General features: G+C 50.6%; 18 protein-coding genes and 1 pseudogene. 13 read left to right on the top strand and 6 right to left on the bottom strand.

The window, feature by feature from the left end:
* Position 1 precedes the first annotated feature (1 nt).
* From ATO7_RS07415 to ATO7_RS07400, 4 genes are read left to right on the top strand one after another with little or no spacing between them, the layout of a single operon-like run.
* Positions 2–460, top strand: a complete 459-nt coding sequence (locus ATO7_RS07415) for an FAS1-like dehydratase domain-containing protein (RefSeq protein WP_083561063.1) — start codon at positions 2–4, stop codon at positions 458–460.
* Positions 457–885 (top strand): MaoC/PaaZ C-terminal domain-containing protein, encoded by a 429-nt coding sequence (locus ATO7_RS07410; protein WP_083561062.1) that lies wholly within the window; start codon positions 457–459, stop codon positions 883–885. Before ATO7_RS07415 ends, ATO7_RS07410 begins: the two co-directional genes overlap by 4 nt.
* 11 nt (positions 886–896) lie before the next feature.
* Positions 897–1,721 carry an SDR family NAD(P)-dependent oxidoreductase gene (locus tag ATO7_RS07405; RefSeq protein WP_083561061.1) on the top strand — a complete coding sequence of 275 codons (825 nt, stop codon included), beginning with the start codon at positions 897–899 and terminating at the stop codon, positions 1,719–1,721.
* Between the two features lie 9 nt (positions 1,722–1,730).
* On the top strand, positions 1,731–2,885 hold the full coding sequence (locus tag ATO7_RS07400) for an acyl-CoA dehydrogenase family protein (protein WP_083561768.1): 1,155 nt from the start codon (positions 1,731–1,733) through the stop codon (positions 2,883–2,885).
* 284 nt (positions 2,886–3,169) lie between these two features.
* On the opposite strand, the gene ATO7_RS16945 is transcribed toward ATO7_RS07400, so the two are convergent.
* The 4 genes and pseudogenes from ATO7_RS16945 to ATO7_RS07380 all read right to left on the bottom strand — a co-directional run bounded on the left by ATO7_RS16945 (position 3,170) and on the right by ATO7_RS07380 (position 7,745).
* The gene (locus ATO7_RS16945; protein ID WP_158523097.1) at positions 3,170–3,334 is read right to left on the bottom strand and encodes a hypothetical protein; all 165 of its coding nucleotides are present in this window, start codon (positions 3,332–3,334) and stop codon (positions 3,170–3,172) included.
* A 111-nt stretch (positions 3,335–3,445) separates the two neighbouring features.
* A pseudogene (locus tag ATO7_RS07395) lies at positions 3,446–4,565 on the bottom strand (IS3 family transposase).
* A 149-nt stretch (positions 4,566–4,714) separates the two neighbouring features.
* Entirely contained in the window at positions 4,715–5,074 is a 360-nt protein-coding gene (locus tag ATO7_RS07385; RefSeq protein WP_206044838.1) for a transglutaminase-like domain-containing protein, read from the bottom strand.
* 25 nt (positions 5,075–5,099) lie between these two features.
* Positions 5,100–7,745 (bottom strand): efflux RND transporter permease subunit, encoded by a 2,646-nt coding sequence (locus ATO7_RS07380; RefSeq protein WP_083561767.1) that lies wholly within the window; start codon positions 7,743–7,745, stop codon positions 5,100–5,102.
* 160 nt (positions 7,746–7,905) lie between these two features.
* Between ATO7_RS07380 and ATO7_RS07375 the strand changes: the two genes are divergently transcribed.
* The 9 genes from ATO7_RS07375 to ATO7_RS07335 all read left to right on the top strand — a co-directional run bounded on the left by ATO7_RS07375 (position 7,906) and on the right by ATO7_RS07335 (position 18,325).
* The gene (locus ATO7_RS07375; protein ID WP_206044837.1) at positions 7,906–9,318 is read left to right on the top strand and encodes a DUF1329 domain-containing protein; all 1,413 of its coding nucleotides are present in this window, start codon (positions 7,906–7,908) and stop codon (positions 9,316–9,318) included.
* Between the two features lie 56 nt (positions 9,319–9,374).
* Complete coding sequence (locus tag ATO7_RS07370) at positions 9,375–11,918, top strand: DUF1302 family protein (RefSeq protein WP_083561056.1); 2,544 nt, start codon at positions 9,375–9,377, stop codon at positions 11,916–11,918.
* A 97-nt stretch (positions 11,919–12,015) separates the two neighbouring features.
* Entirely contained in the window at positions 12,016–12,939 is a 924-nt protein-coding gene (locus ATO7_RS07365) for a WD40/YVTN/BNR-like repeat-containing protein (protein ID WP_158523095.1), read from the top strand.
* Positions 12,940–12,968: 29 nt separating this feature from the next.
* Positions 12,969–13,706, top strand: coding sequence for a MerR family transcriptional regulator (locus tag ATO7_RS07360; protein ID WP_158523094.1), 738 nt, complete (start codon positions 12,969–12,971; stop codon positions 13,704–13,706).
* A 212-nt stretch (positions 13,707–13,918) separates the two neighbouring features.
* Positions 13,919–14,680 carry a methane monooxygenase/ammonia monooxygenase subunit C gene (locus ATO7_RS07355; protein WP_083561053.1) on the top strand — a complete coding sequence of 254 codons (762 nt, stop codon included), beginning with the start codon at positions 13,919–13,921 and terminating at the stop codon, positions 14,678–14,680.
* A gap of 138 nt (positions 14,681–14,818) precedes the next feature.
* The gene (locus ATO7_RS07350) at positions 14,819–15,583 is read left to right on the top strand and encodes a methane monooxygenase/ammonia monooxygenase subunit A (RefSeq protein WP_206044836.1); all 765 of its coding nucleotides are present in this window, start codon (positions 14,819–14,821) and stop codon (positions 15,581–15,583) included.
* Positions 15,584–15,592: 9 nt separating this feature from the next.
* The gene (gene amoB / locus ATO7_RS07345; RefSeq protein ID WP_083561051.1) at positions 15,593–16,825 is read left to right on the top strand and encodes a bacterial ammonia monooxygenase, subunit AmoB; all 1,233 of its coding nucleotides are present in this window, start codon (positions 15,593–15,595) and stop codon (positions 16,823–16,825) included.
* Entirely contained in the window at positions 16,825–17,406 is a 582-nt protein-coding gene (locus ATO7_RS07340; protein WP_083561050.1) for a hypothetical protein, read from the top strand. The genes amoB and ATO7_RS07340 overlap by 1 nt, the downstream gene beginning before the upstream one ends.
* Positions 17,407–17,710: 304 nt before the next feature.
* On the top strand, positions 17,711–18,325 hold the full coding sequence (locus tag ATO7_RS07335; protein ID WP_083561049.1) for a tyrosine-type recombinase/integrase: 615 nt from the start codon (positions 17,711–17,713) through the stop codon (positions 18,323–18,325).
* Between the two features lie 904 nt (positions 18,326–19,229).
* Here ATO7_RS07335 and ATO7_RS07330 read toward each other — a convergent pair.
* Together ATO7_RS07330 and ATO7_RS07325 are read right to left on the bottom strand one after the other, a co-directional pair.
* On the bottom strand, positions 19,230–19,757 hold the full coding sequence (locus ATO7_RS07330; protein ID WP_146680213.1) for a hypothetical protein: 528 nt from the start codon (positions 19,755–19,757) through the stop codon (positions 19,230–19,232).
* A 90-nt stretch (positions 19,758–19,847) separates the two neighbouring features.
* The coding region (locus ATO7_RS07325; RefSeq protein WP_206044835.1) for a nucleotidyltransferase family protein at positions 19,848–20,507 on the bottom strand (660 nt) is incomplete at its 5' end.

Raw genomic sequence — 20,507 nt, 5'->3', positions numbered from 1 at the left:
GATGATCGAAGATCATTGGGTCGGCCATGAGTTACCTCCAGAGCGCTTTGTGGTGGAGGCGGGAAGATTGAAACTATTCGCGAATGTAATCGGTGAAACCCGCAAAGAATATCGGTGTGCTGAGGAAGCTAAAGTTCAAGGGTATAGAGATATTCCCGCCCTGCCGACGTTCTTGTTTGCCGCCGAGATGGAGAGCGGAAACCTGTTCAAGCTGCTTGGGCAGATGGGTGTTCCTGTGACCAGCATCCTGCATGGTGAACAGCGATTCGACTATTACGATACCGCCTGTGCCGGGGATGTTCTGCTCGTTAAGAGCAAAGTGACCGACTTGGCGACCAAAAAAGGTGGCCACATGCAGTTAATGCACATGCAGACCCATATCGCCCGGGAAAACGGACAGCCGATTCAGGACAACACGAGTGTAATTGTGGTGAGGCATACACACGGGACGGATCAATGACAACACAATCAGCCAATCTATGGATTACCGGAGAGGCGCTGCCAGAAATGGCCATAGAACCAATCACGCGAACCACACTTGCCCTATTTGCCGGCGCTTCGGGTGATCACAACCCGGTTCACATTGATCTCGATGTTGCTCGTGCCGCGGGATTCCCTGACGTTTTTGCCCACGGCATGTTGGTTATGGCCTACCTGGGACGCGCAGTTACCCAGTGGGCACCACAGCTTCAGCTCCGCAGTTACCGGGTGCGCTTTATAAAGATCACTGAGGTTGGTGACAGCCTCCGATGCCGATCACGCGTATCGGCGGTAGAAAACGAGGGCGATGGCCGCAAGCGGATTGAGTTGGAACTCTCGGTGTGTAACGCCGCCGATGAAATCAAGCTGACAGGAATGGCCAGCTACATATTGCAACCTCAATAAGGGATTAAATTGTGAATTTAGAAGGACAAACGGCGCTCGTCACGGGCTCCGGGCGAGGCATAGGTCGAAGCATCGCATTGAAGCTTGCAAGTGAAGGCGCCAATGTGGTTATCAACGATATGGACGAGGCTCCGGCGCTCGCAGTGGTCGAGGAGATTCGTTCACTTGGCGGGCAGGCGGTAGCCTGCGCGGGTAGCGTGACAGGTGCCACATTCCCCGACCGTTTTGTTCAAACGGCAATAGATAATTATCAAGGGTTAGACATTATCGTCAATAACGCTGGTTATACCTGGGATAGCGTGATTCAGAAGATGAGTGATGAACAGTGGCAAGCGATTCTTGACGTGCATGTGACCGCTCCGTTTCGAATCATGCGCGCGGCCTCCGAATACATCCGAATTCAAGCAAAAAAAGAAGCGGCAGATGGTCAGGAGAGATTCCGTAAGGTGGTCAATATCTCCTCCATCGCGGGCACTGGTGGAAATGCGGGTCAAGCGAATTATTCGGCCGGCAAGGCGGCAGTGATCGGCCTGACGAAGGCCATGGCTAAAGAATGGGGGCGCTTCAAGGTCAATGTTAATTGCGTGGCGTTTGGTCTGATTAACACCAGACTGACCGAGGCAAGCGCGGACGGTGATGCATCAATCGATGTGGAAGGTAAGAAAATTCAGGTCGGGGTTAATCCTGGACTAAAAAAAATGATGGAAGCAAGCATCCCGCTCGGTCGTGGAGGCACACCCGAGGAAGCCGCTGGAGCCGTGTATCTCTTCTGTCAGCCTGAGTCGAACTACGTAAGCGGTCAAACGCTGGTATGTGGCGGCGGATTCTCAATGTAAGGCATGAGTATGCATATCAAAAGACCATGGATGAGCAGTGAGCTTGAAGTTTTTCGGGACAACGTTCGCCGCTTCGTTGCAGAAGATATTTCGCCGCACGAGAAACGCTGGGCACAGCAGCAATCCGTTGATCGTGAGCTGTGGACAAAAGCGGGTGCCTTAGGACTTCTGTGTCCGGCAGTCCCCGAGGCTTATGGCGGGGCAGGAGGAGACTTTCGCCACGACGCCATTATTCTTGAGGAGCAATCGTATGCTGGGAATACCGCGTGGGCGAAAGGTGTCCACGAAATAGTCGTGCACTATGTTCTGGCATGTGGAACAGAGGATCAGAAGAAACGTTGGCTGCCCAAATTGGCGTCTGGCGATATGGTCGGAGCGATTGCAATGACCGAGCCTGGAACAGGGTCGGATCTGCAGTCCATACGAAGCACGGCCCGACTCGACGGTGACAATTACATCGTTAACGGTTCGAAAACCTTCATCTCCAATGGTTTGCACTGTGGTTTGCTGATTATAGTTTGCAAGACTGATGCCAGCCTGCCCGGCTCACGCGGGATTTCTCTGCTTGTGGCGGAAACTGACGGTCTGCCAGGTTTTCGTCGTGGACGTTTGCTTGAAAAAATCGGGCAAAAGGGACAAGACACGGCAGAGCTGTTTTTCGAGGACGTATGTATCCCAGCAGAGAACTTACTCGGTGGCCGGGAAGGCCGAGGCTTTATGCAATTGATGCAACAGTTGCCCCATGAGCGATTAATCCTGGCAATGGGAGCACAGGCTGCGGCCGAACAGGCCATAGCGATTACGCTTGATTACGTGAAGGAGCGCAAGGCATTTGGTCAAAAGTTGATCGAGTTTCAGAATACCCGATTTACGCTCGCGGAACTGCATACTCATACCAGCCTGGCAAGAAGTTTCGTAGATCGATGTGTCGAGCAAGCCGTTAAGGGGGAGTTGGACACGTCAACAGCATCGATGGCAAAACTGGCCTGTACGGACAACCAATGTAGGGTGGTCGACGCATGCTTGCAGCTGTTTGGGGGTTACGGTTATATGCTGGAGTACCCAATAGCCCAAATGTACGCTGACGCCCGAGTTCAGAAGATTTATGGCGGCAGCAACGAAATCATGAAAGAAATTATTGCTCGATCACTGGCGTCTGAATGAGGCAGGGACGCTGTCAAAGCAATTTTAGGCGGGGTGGGTGCTGGTTTAACACCCGATAATTCAAGTTTCCTGAATCCGTGATTCGGCGGGCGACTCTGTTTTACGTTCGATATCTGCTGTCTTTACGGCTGGTGGATGGATTGCTTTATGTGCATGGAGTCGAGGTGAGCTACGAGACGATCCGTCAATGATGGAATCAGAGTATTCTTGATTGAGGCGACAACCGCGTCCTTGTATCGACGCCCGACGGACATTCCGCCTGTAGCATCTTGCGGCGCACTACCTCATTTGTCAGGTACGGGGCGTACGATAAATAGCAAATCACCAGGCGAGACCTGCGCACCATTGGAATTTATCACCCGCTCGACGCGAAACTTTGCGTCGGGATCGTAAAACATCTGGTCTTTGCGGTTTAAACTGTTCAGGCTCAATTGGGTGAAGATTTTCATCGCGTCCATCAGGCACAGCGTGTCGCTGGCGCAGACATCTGAACCGCCCCGGGATTCCCGGAGACTCCAAACCTTGAGAGGATGGAGTCATGAGCATGACGTCCCCCGACTTCAGTAGCACTCGGCATCGGAGTCCGAGGTTAATTTAGCCGACTTTTCGGCTGGCTTCTTGGCGAACTGAGCAGGCGTGAGACCACCAGTGATTTCTTGGGCCGTTCGCGGTTGTACTCCTGCCGCCACACTTCAATGATCTGCTTGGCATGCTCGAGACTGACAAACCAGTTTTCATTCAGGCATTCATCGCGAAAGCGGCCATTGAACGATTCGATATAAGCGTTTTGCTGGGGTTTCCCAGGTTGGATTTGTTTGAGCTGGACACCGCGATGGTGAGCCCAATTCAGCATGGCGCGGCCGATGAATTCTTTCCCGTTGTCCGAGCGAATGATGGTCGGCAACGGTCGGCTCAAAGCGATGGCATCAAGGGCGCGAGCAATCTGAGCGCCACCCATGGCATGAGCCGGCACGATGGCCACAGATTCATGTGTGGCGTCATCAACGATGGTGAGACACTTCACTGATCGACCGCCGGCAACCCGGTCAAAGACAAAGTCCATGGACCACACCTCGTTGGAGGCCTGCGGCCGAATGAGCGGCTGTCGCTCGCTGATCGGGACCTTCTTGCGCTTGCGGCGACGCACCTGAAGCCTAGCCTCGGCATACAGTCTGTCCACGCGCTTGTGATTCACCGGCCAGCCCGTTTGCCGCAGCTTCAGATAAATCATCCCCGCGCCGTATCGCTTGTAACGGTGGGCCAGTCGGATAATCTCCCTCCGCAACGCGGCATTCCGATCCGGCCGTGGCTGATAGCGCAGAGCGCTCGCGCTCATTTGTGCAATGGCCAGTGCCCGTCGCTCACTCAACCCCTGCGACTTAATGTGCCGCACCAGATCGCGCTTGGCTGGGGCGGCTACCACTTTTTTCTCAACGCCTCGCGAGTCACCTCCTGCTCCAGCAGGGACTCCGCCAACATCTTCTTCAGCCGCGCGTTCTCCTTCTCCAGCTCCCTTAGCCGTTTCGCGTCCGGAACCGACATCCCGCCGAACTTGCTACGCCAAAGGTAGAAGCTCCCCTGCGAGAAGCCATGCCGCCGGCATAGCTCCTTCACGGGAATCCCCGATTCCGCCTCCTGAAGGAAGCCGATGATCTGCTCTTCGCTGTAAAGCTTCTTCACGTCCAATCTCCTGTGCTGGGACGATTGGACTCCAAAACGAAGTGCTACTCAAAATCGGGGGGACGTCAGTTACTACAGCAAAATCAGACCACAGACTTTTAACCATGGATTAACCCCGAATCAAGCAGAGCAGCGGTTCTGGGAAATCTCTAAACCACTGGCCAAAATGACTTGACCACTACATGGGGCGTTGTCAGATGGTTTCGCACATCGGCGAAGCCAATGCGCGCGGGAATTCCCGAAGCACGTAGCACCGCCGCGTACAGAACCGCCTTCGCGACGCAGAATCCGCGGCCTTCAGCAAGCGTCGAACTGGCTTTCAGAAACTCTGGCTGTTGCCGAATGGTATATGGGTCATAGGGAATTAAATCGCGCACTGCTAAATAGAGCTCGACACTGCGCGTTTTATCCTTCCTGCTGTTGCCGGAATGCTGCTTTGAAAATGCTTTGATTTTGGGGTGGTCGGAATTAATAAACCAGCCGTTTTCAAGGTAGGTGGATTGGGTCACATCTGAACTCATCGAATTGCCCTGCCTACGCTTTCTCATTGGCTAAAGTCGTGCAGTCAATTGCAAGTACCTCAGGTTCAGTTTGCTGAGCACCCTGTTGGTCTTTGGGCGCTTTGAGCAAAAAGGTCGCAAAGGCAGGCAGCATAATGATTGCGGCCACGGCGTTTGCAACAAACATTATGGTAAGAAGAATTCCCATATCTACCTGGAATTGCAGTCCAGACATCATCCATGTCGCCACACTGGCGGCCAAGGCTAGGGCGGTAAACACTACGGCCTTGCCCGTTTGGTGCAGGGTGTTTTCGTACGCTTCTCGCATGGCCATCCCTTTCTGTTTCACATTTTCCTCAAGAATCGAGTAAATGTAGATGCCATAGTCAACGCCAACACCCGCGGCAAAGGCGACTGTCGCGATATTGGAAACCTTCACCCCAATTTCCAGAAATACCATAACTGCGTATGTGATCACCGAAACGGCAACCAGTGGGGTGAGTATGCAAATCACGCTGACTAGCGTGCGACCGAAGGACAGGAAAACAGCAAATCCGATGCACAAATATAACCAGAAGAGCACGGTTGGCTCGGTATCCCGTACGACCTCGTTTGTTGCCGCCATGACGCCAACATTACCGGTAGCCAGTTTGAAGCTGATGGGTGATTCTGGCGGAAGGGCGTCATTGAATTCATGAAAAGATGCGATCACCTCGTCAATCGTGGTCGCTTTATGATCGGCAGTGAATACAAAAAGTGGTATCGCGCTGCAATCTTCGTTCAGTAGGCCCGTTGAACTAGGAAATGGTTGCACGGTTACGACCAACGCGCCGGAGTCACGGGGCAGGGTGTTCCATTTCGGATTTGCCTCGTTGTAGCTGTTGTAGACCAGCTTTTGCATTTTGGGTAGTGACAGCGTTGATTGAACACCCGGCGTATTTTGTAAATGCCAAGATAGCCGATCAATGGTGTCGATCACTTCATGCTGGATACAGCTATCAGCCTCACTTTCACCGATGATTTTCAAAACGTCGACGCCGATGGCGAAGTTTTCGACAATGGCGTCTGTATCTTTGTTATAGCGTGAGTCTGGGCGTAACTCTGGCGTGCCGGCATGCAATTCACCGATGGCGAGGTCTTTCTTTACAACTTCTGCCCAGCCCCAAGTGGCAGCCACTGCGAGTAATGCGATGAGGGCAACGGGTTTATGAGTTAAATACGATGCTTTGCGCCATATTGGGGCAAGCATCCGATCTCGTCTAAATTGATGAGCCTGAAACTTTTTAGGATCCTTGATGGGCGCAAACGATAGCAGGCAGGGAAGCAAAATCTTCTTGCAAACGACCACGGCGATCAGGCCCAGACTGGCGTTGATTGCCATTTCTTGTACGATTCCGACCGGAATCAACATCAGCGTGGCAAAGCCAACGACATTGGTGATTAATGCGGTGATTCCAGGGACGACGAGTCGTTTGTAGGTCGACATCGATGCATCAAAGCTACTTAAGCTCTTCTCGGCGGCTTCGAGCAGCCAAAAGCTGGTAATTTGAATCCCATGCGAGATGCTGATTGCCACCACCAGGAACGGAACTAGAATCGCAAAGGGATCAAGGCCAAATCCGAGTAGATGCAACAGCCCAAGTTCCCAGACAACGGCTAAAAGTGCACAGGATAAAGGCAGGAGCGAAATGACCGGAGATCCGGTATACAGCCATAGCACTATCCATACCAAGAATATGGTCAGGGCAAAGTAGCCAACTACTTCACCGGCGTGATTCGCAACATCACCCATGATTTTGGCGAAACCGATCACATGAATATCAATGTTGGGGTTGTAGTCAGGGTTAGCGGACTCGCGGATTTCTAAATCCGAGCCTTTGAAAGAGCCGGTAACGAATGAGTCATCGGCCGCCTGATACCGAAGCTCCAAATTTTTCCAATTGAAAAACGCGCCTCGTGGGTCCTCGTACGCGACGTGAATCGTGCTGCCAGCCGATAGACTTTCATAATTCTTCTTGAGCACAAACTCGTAACGTAGTGGGCTGATGAAACGTTGTCGTATTGCTTCAATACGGTCAGCGGTTTTAAAATAATCCAGCTTTTTGCCGCTAATTGGATCTTTTTCCAGCAGTTCGCCAAATATCATGGCGCCCGTCTGATCATTGGAGACCAGACGCCCAATAATTCCGGCCTTGGCAACATTCTTTCTGACCTGTTCCAACATATCGGGCGTTGCTTGGAAATCGGCGGGTACAACATTACCGCCGCGAAACCCGTATTCCATAACCTCTAGAAAGCGGACGTCGGGGGTCATTATTGAACTCACGCGCGATCGATCCATTCCGGGCAGAAAGAAGATGGAATCAGTAGCGTCTCGAAGCGTTTGCATAAAGTCGGCCTGATAAATATCGCCAACATCATCATTCTGCTTAATGGCAAGCAAGACTAAGTTGGCACCCCCGAATTCTTTTTCGTACTGCTTAAAAACTTGAATGTAGGGATGATCCAGAGGAAGCATTTTCTCGAACCCGGCATCTAAACGTAGTTGAGATGCTTGCCATGCCAAGGCCGCCGTAATTAAGAGTAATACGGACAAAAGAGCGCCTCTCTTATGGAAGATCAGCGGAACGGTGACGTCCACATACCATTTGCTGAATCCAGTGAGATTGTCTGCGTGCATAAGGAACTTACCCAATTGGGAGTGAAAGGCTGGGGACTAATTTGCCACCAGGCGGTTCTTGAGCGGGGCAAACACCGATCCGACTGTCGAAGGGCTTGATCTGCCGGCTAGGGTGTGCTTGTATAACGTGTGTAGCCACACTATACACAAGTGAGGGTTCATGCAAAACAACGTGGAGGGGCGACGAGCCTCTTGTAACCGATATGGAGACGATGAAATGACAAGATGTAAGGTGATGCTGGTCGCAACGCTTCTGACTGCCTCAACGACTGGCCTGGCTGGCGTCAGTGCCCAAGAAGCAGAAAAACTTGGCAAATCGCTGACACCGATTGGCGCCGAGCGCGCAGGGAATGAGGATGGCAGTATTCCGGAGTGGACCCCAATTGAACCTTTTGGCAAGGCGAGCGGTGAGTTTCCCAATAATCCGGAAGTTGAGGCCGACCGGCCTGCGTATCTTGTTTCGGCAGCGAATGTAGATCAATACATAGACAAAATGTCCGCCGGTCACAAAGAGCTATTCCGTCGATACCCCGATAGTTACAAGATGATCGTGTATCCGACTCGTCGTGTTGCGAACTTTCCCGATCGCATCAAGGAAGAAACCATTAAGAATGCGACGCGAGCTTCATTAAATGGTGTCGATGATCCGCAGGGTGCTTTCGTTGGATTTCCTTTCCCAATTCCACAAAGTGGGGCAGAAATCCCGTGGAATCATCGTTCCAAGTGGAGAGGCGAGAACATACGGCGCTACAACAATCAAATGATTGTGCAATTGGATGGGAAATTTTCATTAACAAAAATTGTTGAAGACGTTCAGTTTGACTACGCGAGTATTGCAAACCCGAACCCGGCAGAACTGCAGCCGGGCACAACATTCATTCGTTATCTATCCCAAACAATCTCGCCTCCACGCATTGCGGGTACCTACATTTTGGTGCATGAAAAGGCCGGATTTGGCCCCGAAGGGCGTGCGGCTTGGTTGTATGCACCAGCACTAAAACGTATTCGCCGGGCACCCGCAGTTTGTTGTGATAACCCCTATGAAGGCACTGATGGGCATCAGTTTTACGATCAGGTTGATATGTATAACGGTGTGCTTGAGCGCTTCCGTTGGAAACTTCTCGGGAAGCGAGAAATGTTGATTCCATACAACTCATACAAAATTGCCGGTGATTCTGTGAAGTACGCGGATATTGCTCAGCCGGGGCATATCAACCAAAACCTGCCTCGCTACGAGTTGCATAGAGTTTGGGTGGTTGAGGCAGAGAATAAGCCGGATCAACGCCACACCTTCAGTAAACGCACCATGTATTTTGACGAAGATACCTGGAACATCGTGATGATCGATGATTACGACCACCAAGGTCAACTGATGCAATTCCAAGAGGGGCATCTTGTTCAGTTTTCGGCAATGTTGGCTTCGACAACAGTCCCTGAGGTGATCTATCACTTCAATTCTGGTCGCTACTTTGTCACGGCGATGTTTAACGAAGATGAGCCGTATGACAACACCGTGACTTACGACGACAAGTTTTTTGAAGCAAGTTCTGTTCAGCGTAAGGCATCTAAATAGATTGACCGAGGTCCTGGGGCAGTGACCTCAGGGCCTAACAATGAGGAGATATAACTATGGCAATCCAAGGTTGCAATGGGCGGAGTGTGCTTGCGTTGATTGGTGCGATATTAATAGTGCCCGAAGCGATTTCTGCTACGTTCAGTTTTAATCTGCTGGACCAGCCGTTCCAAGCAGTACTCAATAATACGGCAACCCTGGGCACCCAGTGGCGCATCGAAGATCGCAAGGATTATCTAGTCGGTAAAGGTAGTCTCAATCCTGACGTGTGTGCAGGGGTATACCAAGCATGCCAAGGCTTGCACCGTGAGCAAATCTACCCCGCTCAACAGCTGGCGCGTTCGCCCGGCATGGCCTCAAACAATTTCGATGATGGCAACTTGTTCTACGATAAGGGCGACATTACCCAAGCCGCCTTGAAGTTTAACCAAGATCTAACCATTACATCTGGAGATTTCGGGCTATTTGTTCGCACAGTCGCAATATATGATCATTCAAACTACAAAAATTTTGTAACCAATCAGCCCAATGCGATTACGCCTGAAAATGCAGCGGATGTCGCATTTACCGACACCCCGGGTCCAACAGGAAATTTGATTGAAAACCGTTACCTGCCGACTGTTTATGGGGCAGGTGCTCAGGTTCGTTCAGAACGCGATGATGATGAGGCTCTACGCCAGTTAGGCATGCGTTACGACCTGCTTGATGCCAATGTCTTTGGCGCATTTGATCTGCCGGGTGATCGGCGCGCACTGGTTCGAGTGGGCCGGCAGCAGATTAACTGGGGAGAAAGCACTGTTGCTGTGATCAATAGTGTAAATCAAGCGAACCCTGTCAACGTCAATAGTCTGTACCGCATAGGTTTTGGCTTGCTGGAAGAGCTGTTCTCACCTGTGGGAATGGCTCGAATTTCAGTGCCTGTGCTGGGTGAAATTTCGATGGACGCTTATTACCAATATGAATGGGAACCCATTGAGATTCCGACGCCAGGGAGCCTGATGTCTTTTGCTGACGTGGGCACTTACGATTTGGTTGATCATGTAAACGCGAGTTTTGGTGGTTCCGCCGTTGATCCTGAACGCGTTGCCCTACCACTGAACAACCCATTGACAACAATCGCCAACACCTCGGCAACGATCGATCGAATAGCGGATCGCAACCCCCGAGATCAGGGGCAGTTTGGTATCTCATTCAATTATTATGCAGAAGGCTTGAACAACGGCACCGGATTCGGTCTGTATTTCATGAATTATCACTCAAAGCTACCCTATGTGAGTGCGATTTCATCGATCCCCAGTTGTGCCCGGCGGGAAGGCAACAGTGCGGGTATCGACGCCACAAATACACTGGAGTTGCTCGAAGTTTGCGATAACCTGCCGTTATCCAGCTCGACCTTGGGAGTCACTCAGTTGGTCCTCGATTTGACCGCGTTGATTGCATTAAGCCCTGGTGTGGCGCTGAACGATCTCGGGGCGGTCGAACAAGTGCTTAGCTCACCACTCGGTGTCGTCAATGGGCTGGCGGGTTTACTGGTGCCGAAACCAAATCAGGAATTTTCCAATGTGGTGCCGCTTGATCAGCCAGATATATTTTTGGAATATCCAGAAGATCTTCAAATGTTTGGTCTTAGTTTTAACACGACCTATGGAGAGTATTCATTCCAGGGCGAGGTGGCCTACAGGCCTAATGTGCCGCTGCAAGTTGCCTTGATTGATGTGCTGTTTACAGCGCTGGGACCCTCACTATCGCGTTGCGATCATGAGGATATTCAGTGTGCGGGTACAACCAATTCCGTGGGCTTCACCGAAGACGGCGGACGCAATTATTCCCTGTATCCGCGTAATGACTACATCGATGAAAACGGCGAGCATCCACGTTTTGATACGATCAACCTTGCGGTCGGGTCGGTGCCTGGCTCGCGTCGTTCTTTTCCTAGCTTTTTGGAATCATTCCGCAACATTCCATTAGGGGAGACCGCTCCTCGGAGTTACGTTCAAGGCTGGATTCCCGGCAAGGTTTTTCAATTTAACCTAGGGGCCACACGCGTTCTGGGCGGATCTGAAAACTGGATTGGCGCGGACCAGGTGATATTGCTTCATGAGTTGGCGGCGACATGGGTCAGCAATATGCCAAATTTCGATGAATTGCAGATTGAAGGTCCTTTGTCAGCAACAACACATGCAAGTGCCGGTGCTGATGGGAGTGGCGCCGATCGATCACGCTTGGCATGTGCGGCCACAGAAACGTGTAGTTTTGGCCCTGATGGACTCAGATTCAATCCATTCCAAGCATCTAAGGACGCTTTTGCAGATGAACTTTCTTGGGGCTATCGATTGGTCGCTCTGACTCGCTATGAGTCTGTATTTCCTGGAATTAGCATTGCGCCCCTGTTCATTTGGCAGACTGATATTCAGGGTAACTCTCCTGGACCGGGTGGGAACTTTGTTGAGGGACGGAACCAGTTGTTCACCATTCTCGAATTGCGTTATCAAGAATCTTTGTCTTTGAATCTAACCTACAACGCATTTTGGGGAGGGGGCGCCAACAACCTCTACCAGGACAGGGACAACTTAGGTTTCTTTGTGAAGTACCAGTTTTAAGTGCGATTCCGTGGGTATCGCCTCAACCGACAATTCCGAGATAATCTCCATGTGCAATTTTAAAATAGTTGTGTGCGCGGCACTATGCACAGTTTCGATGTTAGCCATAGCAAATCCTAGTCGCGCAAATGAACCGATTCCATCGGAAATTATGCCCTTAGCGCTGTCCGCACAAATAAACGATCTTGCTGTAAGTGACAATGTTGAAATCGGTGTCGGTGAACGCGGAATTATCTTGCGGCGTGTGGGGCGAGGCGCATGGCAGCAAATCCAAAGCCCGGTTAGTAGCTTGCTAAATGCTGTATTTTTAATCGGTAAAAAGGGGTGGGCGGTCGGGCACGATGCAGTCATCTTGATGACCCAAGATGCGGGGTTGAGTTGGACAATCGCGCAACGGAATGCAGAATTGCAAAAACCGTTTTTGGATATTCACTTCACTGACGAAAAAATCGGTTTTGCCGTAGGGGCATTCGGTCTCTTCATGAATTCGATCGACGGGGGTAAAACCTGGCGTACGGTGCAGGTGGAAGAGTTTCTTGATCTACCACCACACCTAAATGCCATTCGCGAGTTGAATGATAAATCCTTGCTGATCGTTGGAGAGATGGGCACGGTTGCTCACTCGACTGACGGACAGAAGTGGCATGTTTCCAATGTTAGCTATGAAGGGTCAATTTTTACGATCGTGCCTGCGGGGAAGAAAGGGGCAGTGGTCGGCGGCATGCGGGGCAACACCTTCTTCACCCAGAATCCGGCGATGTCGCCATGGCAATCGCTGGATTTGGGAAGCACCAAGTCGGTGTACGGTGGCGATCGTAGCGGGTCCGGCGACGTGTATCTCGCAGCGGGTAACGAGATATTTAGATTGAGAAAAAATGATGGACAGGTGAGGATCAACCGTCTGCCGGTAGATTGGCTAGGCGATGCCAGCGATGCCGGTGGTATTACTACCTTGCTTGTGAGCGCTGATGAGATTGTTGTAGGCACATACTCTGGCGTTCGTAGTTTTCTGATGCCATAAGGGCTATGACTAGGTGTTACAATCGTGGCATGAGCAGAACGAAGGTTAAGGGGCCAGACGGTCACCCTTATAGAATAAGTGAAATTATTTCCAGATCGGGATTCAGCCGGCAGGCGATCCACTTTTATTTGAAGGAAGGGTTGTTACCGCCGCCAGTTAAGACATCGAAGAATCTTGGTTGGTATTCGGAGCAACATCTGGAAACACTTGCGCTGATTAAAAAGCTCCAGCATGAGCGTTTTTTACCGCTCAAAGCGATTAAAAGCCTTCTACAAGGCTCCGGAGATTTCGATTTTTCAGAACCACAGCTAGAAATCCTGTCCGGGATTAGGGCTCGCTTAGGCCAGGATCATGATGATCTTAGTGTGGGTGCCAGTCCGGGAGATCTAGCAGAGGAAATGGGACTCTCTACGCGTGAGCAGAAAGAGTTGCGTGATCACCTGTTTTTGGCAAAAAGCGGAGTTGCCACAGTATCGGATGTCGAGATTACTCGTTTATGGATAAAGATGCGTGACGCAGGCATATCGGAGGAACGGGGCTTCAGTCCAAAGGATTTGCTCTTTATCTATGAACTTGCGGACAGGTGTGTGGAGAAGGAAATAAAAATTCTGCGTAAACGTATCCATGACCTGCCGCCTGCTGAGACAACTGCATTGGTGGATGTCGTCGTTCCAGCGATTAATACAATTTTTTGCATTGTTCATCAACGGAAATTGAAAGCCTATATTGAGAGTTTTCTTGAAAGTTCTCAATCAAATCCAGGGTAGGATGCTATAAACCGTTAACTAAACGGATTGTGGCTGGTTATGATCAATTTCGAATCGTGTTTTTACCCGTTCGAATGACGCCAAACGTCACTTGTATTTCACTATCAATGCATAGTGAAGATAGGCACTATTGACAATCTGTGGAAGTGAACCTAGAATCGAAACACCTGCAGTGAAGTGGGTAACAGTTAGTCTTTTAAGGAGACAGCGACATGTCAAATCACAGTTATATTGCGCCTGAAGCACCTTGGGCAAAATTTGTTACTGCAGCAGTTGGGGTTGGAGTTGTCTTCTTGCTGTATCGCGTATACCAGCATGCAACTGCATTTACCGTAGGCTTGGACTACTTTTCGCCAGAATTTCAAAAATACTGGATGACACTGTTGTACGTTCAGCTACCCGTATTGACAGCGATTGGTTGCGGGATTGCGGCTTGGTTGATTTGGACGCGAGACCGCAATCTTGATGAACTGGCACCCGCCGAAGAACTGAGGCGTTACCTGGTACTGCTTAGCATGATTCTAATGTTCGGATTGATTGCTTACCTCGTGGCATCGCCGTTCACAGAGGCAGATGCAGCATGGCATCAAGTGACCGTCAGGGACACCGATTTTACTCCCACACACATCACACTTTTCTATTTTGGAATACCGTGCTTCATCATTAGTGCGATGACATCATTTCTGTATGCACGGACGCGTTTGCCGGAATTTGCAAATAGGCTTTCGGTGTCATTTGCCATTGTTGTGGCCGGTCCAATAATGATCATGCCTAATCTAGGCCTTAATGAATGGGGCCACACCTTTTTTTATGCCGAAGAACTTTTTGCGGCGCCAATTCATTGGGGGTTTGTCCTTCTTGGATGGTCAGCATTTGCTGCGGGCGGTCTGCTGGTCCAAATCCTTCGCAGGATGACCGAGTTAAGCCGGGTGATTGGGCAAAATCCTGGAAAGCCAGCAAGCATGAGCCACTGATCAGGATTGTAATTGTATTTGTCTCCCCAAATGGAGGGTTCATGAAGTCCTGGTGAACCCTTCCTTTTTATTTGACACGGCCAATTTTCATTCTGTCCCTTGTGGGCGGCTGTTGTTGCCTGAAGGATGTCTACATCTATGATTGATACAGCAAATTCGGAGTCTCTTCGGTCTGGAATGACATCCGAGAGTGAGCAGCGCAAGCTCTTTATACAAGTTGATTTACTGGCAATCCCTCTTGTAGTTTTGTTATTTGCCGGAATATTCAGCTTTCATTTCGCATTATTAGTGGGAGATTGGGACTATTGGGTTGATTGGCGTGATCGTCGCTGGTGGCCATTGGTTACACCACTCGCCTTAACCGTTTTACCCGGTGTTTTTGGGTATCTTCTTTGGGATAGATTGCGACTACCTTTGGGCGGAACACTCACTATCTTATGTCTGACCGCTGCTGCCTGGGTCAGCCGATATCTGAATTTTCATCTGTTTGCAGATTTTCCGATGAACTTTGTATGGCCTTCGACATACATTGGCTTGGGTTTATTGCTGGATTGTCTGCTACTCCTGACTAGAAGTTTCTTTTGGACCGGTCTGTTTGGCGGGTTCGCATTTGGCTTGTTGATTTACCCATTGAACTGGCCCCTACTCGCGCCATTTCAAGTTCCTGTTGAATTGCATGGAACCATGCTAACTGTGGCCGATTTAATGGGTTATGAATATATTCGTACCGCCATACCGGAGTATGTTCGGATTATTGAAGAAGCGACCTTGCGTACATTTGGTGAAGCGGTTACCCCGTTGACTGCAGTTTTTGCCGGGTTTCTTAATATTCTGAATTATTGGCTCTGGGTTTGGGTTGGATATTTAGGTGCTAAGGCGATTTGGATCCGTAAAATTGTGTAGGAATAAGTTATGATAAATTACAAACGGATTGGTGCCTGTTTGTTTGCACTCTTTGCCACTGCTGTTCCTGAACTTGCGCTTGCACACGGTGAGAGGGCTCAAATGCCCCAGCTGAGAATGCGTACAGTGCATTGGGTGGATTTGAATGTCTCAACCACGAAACTTGAAATCAACGATGAATTGATCGTTACCGGCAAATTCATGCCCTCCAAGTTTTGGCCACATCATGTGGATTCAATTGAGGGTACTGCATTTCTCAATATTGGCGTGCCTGGGCCAAGTTTTGTGCGCCTCGATTCTCGCGTGAATGATGAGCCAATGATTCGCTCCACGTCCTTTAAGCCGGGGCATCTTTACGACTATAAGATTCAGCTGAAGGCACGAAAATCGGGTCGCTATCACGTGCACCCAGTGATTAATATCAAAGGAACGGGGCCGATAATCGGCCCGGGGCTTTGGGTTGAAGTGGTCGATGGAGGAGTGCCTTTCTCAAACAATGCTGAGACATTGTTGGGTGACACCATCGATCTTGAATCTTACGGTATGGCTAATGTTAAATTTTGGTCCATATTATGGTTTGCAGTGGGGCTGAGTTGGTTCGTATATTGGTTAACCAAATGCCCCATCATTATTCCTCGCTTCCGGGATGTCACTGAGCTGGGGCCCGCAAATGCCGATCAAATTCTCACAAAATCAGATCGGCGGGCAGGGGGAGTCTTCCTGGTTCTGACGCTCAGTTTGATCGTTGGTGGATACATGTATACTCAGGAAACGTGGCCAATAACGACACCGCTACAAACCGGCAAGGTCGACAGCCCTAACGTAGGTTTATATGCACCACCCATTCAGTTAACAGTGAAGCAGGCGAGATATCGGATTCCCGGAAGAAGCTTTATGGTGGAATTTGATATTACCAATGAGGGTGATAGCCCCATTCGCATTGGTGAATTTGCGGCAGGTAATCTGCGCTTTATTAATCCGAAGATTCTCGATGTTCAGCCCCGCGACAGTCATGATCTAGTGGCATCTGATGCTCTCCGCGTGGAGGGTGGGGCCATTCATCCAGGAGAAACCAAACGCGTGACCATTTTTGCGGATGACGCCCTTTGGGAAACCGAACGCATGACGACCATGATCGCTTCTCCGGATGCCGTAGTGGCAGGTTTGTTGCACTTCTTCGATGAGAATGGCCAGCGCTACTTGGTTGAATTTGGTGGGCCGATGATTCCGGTGTTCGGTTGATGCTTCGCCAGGTAACGGTGCTATTGTCAGTGATTTTTTCGACCGCTGCCTTAGGGCACGGCGGTGTGTCGATGGAAGATGACACCTGTGTCATCAATATTTCTGGTATGCGAGCACACTTCACCGGTTATCAGCCCGAGGAGCGAGCGACTCAGGAGTTCTGTGAAGATATTCCGGAACTTGGAAAAGCGATCATTGTTATCGATTTCATTGAGCGTCGGCTTCGGGGCATGAATGTCGAGTTTCGTGTGCTTAGAGATGTCAATGGTGTTGGAAAAGATGGCACCTACGAAGATCTTGGTGACGCGGCGGAAATAGAAAAAAACACGCTCGTGAATTTGCCTTCCGCGAAATATCCACGAGGTACTCTGACGTTTACGCATTCCTTCATTGAGCCGGGCTGGTACATCGGCATGCTCACCGCTCAAGACGGTGAAACCGTTCACCGATCTGTATTTCCATTTCAGGTCGGAGTGCCAAACTACACGGGCTATATCATAGGCTTTATCTTGGCGTTCGGTGTTTCCCTGCTTGTCTATATTGTGACAGGTCGCTCGGTCGTCACCTCGCCTAAAGAATAGCTGATGCCTCAAGATGGACATCACATTCGGCATGGCTCATTGAAATCCAGCCGTTAATCCGAATGGGTTCTTGTCGCTAGTGTAGTGAGTCACACTGTCCGGAACTTATATCGGCCTCATTTTCCGCCATTCAGCGTTGCACTTCCTCACCATAGCTACGGCTATGACTCGTCGGTGCGCCTTGCCTGGCGAAAGATGTGACTCGATCTAATGTTCCATTAAATGTGGCTCACTACACTTGGGTAGGTCACTGATTTAATTTGTGACGCTTGAGGCTCGTACTTACGGCTTGCCAGTGAAGTCGATGGAAACAACACAAACGCACATCCCTTGGAATAAGGGCAAGCTTGTCGGCCAAAAAACGGCCTTGAAGCTGCAAGAGGTCTGGGCGATTCGCGTCCGACTCCAACTGAGGAAGTCGGCACGAGATCTGGCTCTGTTCAACCTGGCAATTGATTCAAAGCTTCGCGGTTGCGACCTGGTCAAGCTGAGGGTCAGTGATTTGATCCATGGCGGTCAGTTGGTTCGCCGAGCGGCCGTGGTCCAACAGAAGACCGGAAAGCCGGTGCAATTTGAGGTCACTGAACAAACCCGCGCGGCTGTTCAGCGATGGATCGATGAGAAACAGCTTGGTGGTTCGGATTATCTGTTCCCGAGCCGTGTCCATGCGTCTCCGCATCTGACCACCCGTCAATACGCGCGAGTGGTTCAAGGCTGGGTCAGTGAGATTGGACTCGAAGGTGCTGACTACGGAACGCATTCGATGCGCAGAACCAAGGCCTCGCTGATTTACCGGCGCACCAAAAACCTGCGTGCTGTTCAATTGCTGCTTGGCCATACCAAGCTTGAAAGCACTGTGCGATACCTTGGGATTGAGGTCGATGACGCCCTAGAAATAGCCGAGCACATGGATATCTGATCGGCACCGCCGACCGGCAGAAATAGGAGCTCTGTTGGTCGGCTTCCCTCCAGTTAACTGGCGTTCAAGTATCCAGATGAAGGCGTCAGACGTGCCTTTTGCGGTCGATCACCAAATCGCAACGAACGTCCGATACCAAGTTGGGCAGATTTCATGAAGGCCAGAAACCACAGGTTTCAAAGACAAAGGCCGAATATACCGACGTTACGAATATCTTGCTGGACCAGTTTGTCATATACCCGTCAACTCGTGTGTCTACTATTCGGCATTTAACAGTTAACATGCAAGCGGCTGGGGACTTCGCACTCAATTCAACCACCGAGAAAATTGATGAGCTCTCCAAAGTTGGCTTTTCTTGGGGCGTTCCTGGCTGTCTACGTGCTCCAGGGCTGCGAGAGTGCTAGCAGTGACTGCGGCACGTCTCAGCACGAAACAACTACAGCACGTGATCTATGGCATTCAGCGGTCGACGATGCAAATTACTGCACATCTGATTCTGACTGCACCATTTACACTGAATCGCTGCAGTGCTTCTACAGTTGCGGTGTACCCGTAAATAGCTCCGATCTCCAAGATTTACACGACCTTGCGAGCAATCTAAGAAGCCGCCTCGACCAATGTGAAGTTTCCCCATGTCCGATGCCAACGTGTGCCCCGCGTTCATCGAGCACAATCTGCACCGAAAACAGATGTGTTTTCAGTCAATCTGACACCTTTTAGGTTTCAGTTTCACCTTTGTTGCTTCAGCACTTGCGAATACTTATGACTTGCCGCCCAACGCCCACGTTCAGGTGCGTTTGAGGCGATGACCGCTTTTGCGGCAGCAAAAGTGGGCAGCGGGTCAAATATCACCTGCAACGTGTTGTTAGGTGCCATTTGCACCCAAGGCTGAAATCGATGCATATCAGCTACCGCCCCAAAGCTCTCTGAACCCAAAGAGAACAGATATTGTGCCACCAAAGAGATAGAACACCTCCAAAAACCAGTAGAGAGAAGGCTGGAGAACTCGTGAAATTAAGTAAATTCCGTCTCCGCGACCAACGAACCAAACCTCTCCACTTAGCACGCCAATAGCCCCCGTAGCAATAAGACCAATACCGAGAAGCAAGATGACGAAAATAGCTAAAAGTGGGGCATTGCCACCGAACGAATATCCATAAGAATCTTGCGGTTTCCGAATTGCCTCAGGCAAAAACCAGAGTGACCACGATGGCGCTCTACCAAAAGCAGCCATCACTGTTGCGGCAAACGCAAAAACCGAAGCGCCAAGAGCAACATTCAGCTTGCCGAGATCAATGGCACCACGCCCCATCGCTTCCGCTCCGTTGCCCGCGGCAATGAACCAAAACAGGCAGGCAACACCGCCGATCAAAAATCTTACCGCCGGGTGAAAGTTTCGACGTTCCGGTTCTGAGATCACGCTGAGTGGCACCAACGCCCACGTTGAGGTGCGTTTGAGGCGGCGCCTGCCTTTGCGGCAGCAAAGGTCAGCGACGGGTCAAACGTCACCTCCAACGTGTTGTTAGAACTCACTTTTCTCCCCACATACGGTTACTTTCGGCCACTTCTGGGAGAAGGCTTTTTGCTTCATTCTTGCTCTGTACATTTCAGCTGTGGCCCGAGTGGGATTGTGCCGCACAACCATACCAAATAGATCTTGGAGCCCATGCGGCGCCACAACGCCAATTGATCCATCCTTGTTCAGTGTGACTCCAACAGCCGTGGCGTACTCAGGCCATGAGCCGATACCTTCTTCAAGTGAGGTGAATGGAGTAACGGGCTTTCCTGATGTTTGCGGGTACCAGGTGTGGACGGACGCCTGATTCACGACCTCCCAAGTTGCAGCAGAAAGAACTTCTGGAAGTTTGGCAGCTAACGCTTGATCTGCCGCCGGGTCGGCCTGCTGTGGATCAAAATAGACAAGGTCAATATCTGAGATTGGCGTAGGCTGAGTGAATCCGTGCAACTTGTCCCAAACGACTGAGCGGACTGCTCCCGCACCAATACACCAATTATTGAGGTTGAGCTTCTGAGCTTCGGTGAGCGCCTGCATCAGCCAAGGGGTTGCGCCTGCGATCGCGACCAATTCGCTTTCGAGGGTTCGGTTGGCACTTTGGTTCACGTGAGTTCTAACGCCCACGTTGAGGTGCGTTTGAGGCGGCGTCTGCCTTTGCGGCAGCAA

Source organism: Oceanococcus atlanticus (assembly GCF_002088235.1).
Taxonomy (GTDB): domain Bacteria; phylum Pseudomonadota; class Gammaproteobacteria; order Nevskiales; family Oceanococcaceae; genus Oceanococcus; species Oceanococcus atlanticus.
Note: the sequence above shows the minus strand (reverse complement) of the source record. Positions and strands in the feature narration are given on the sequence as shown.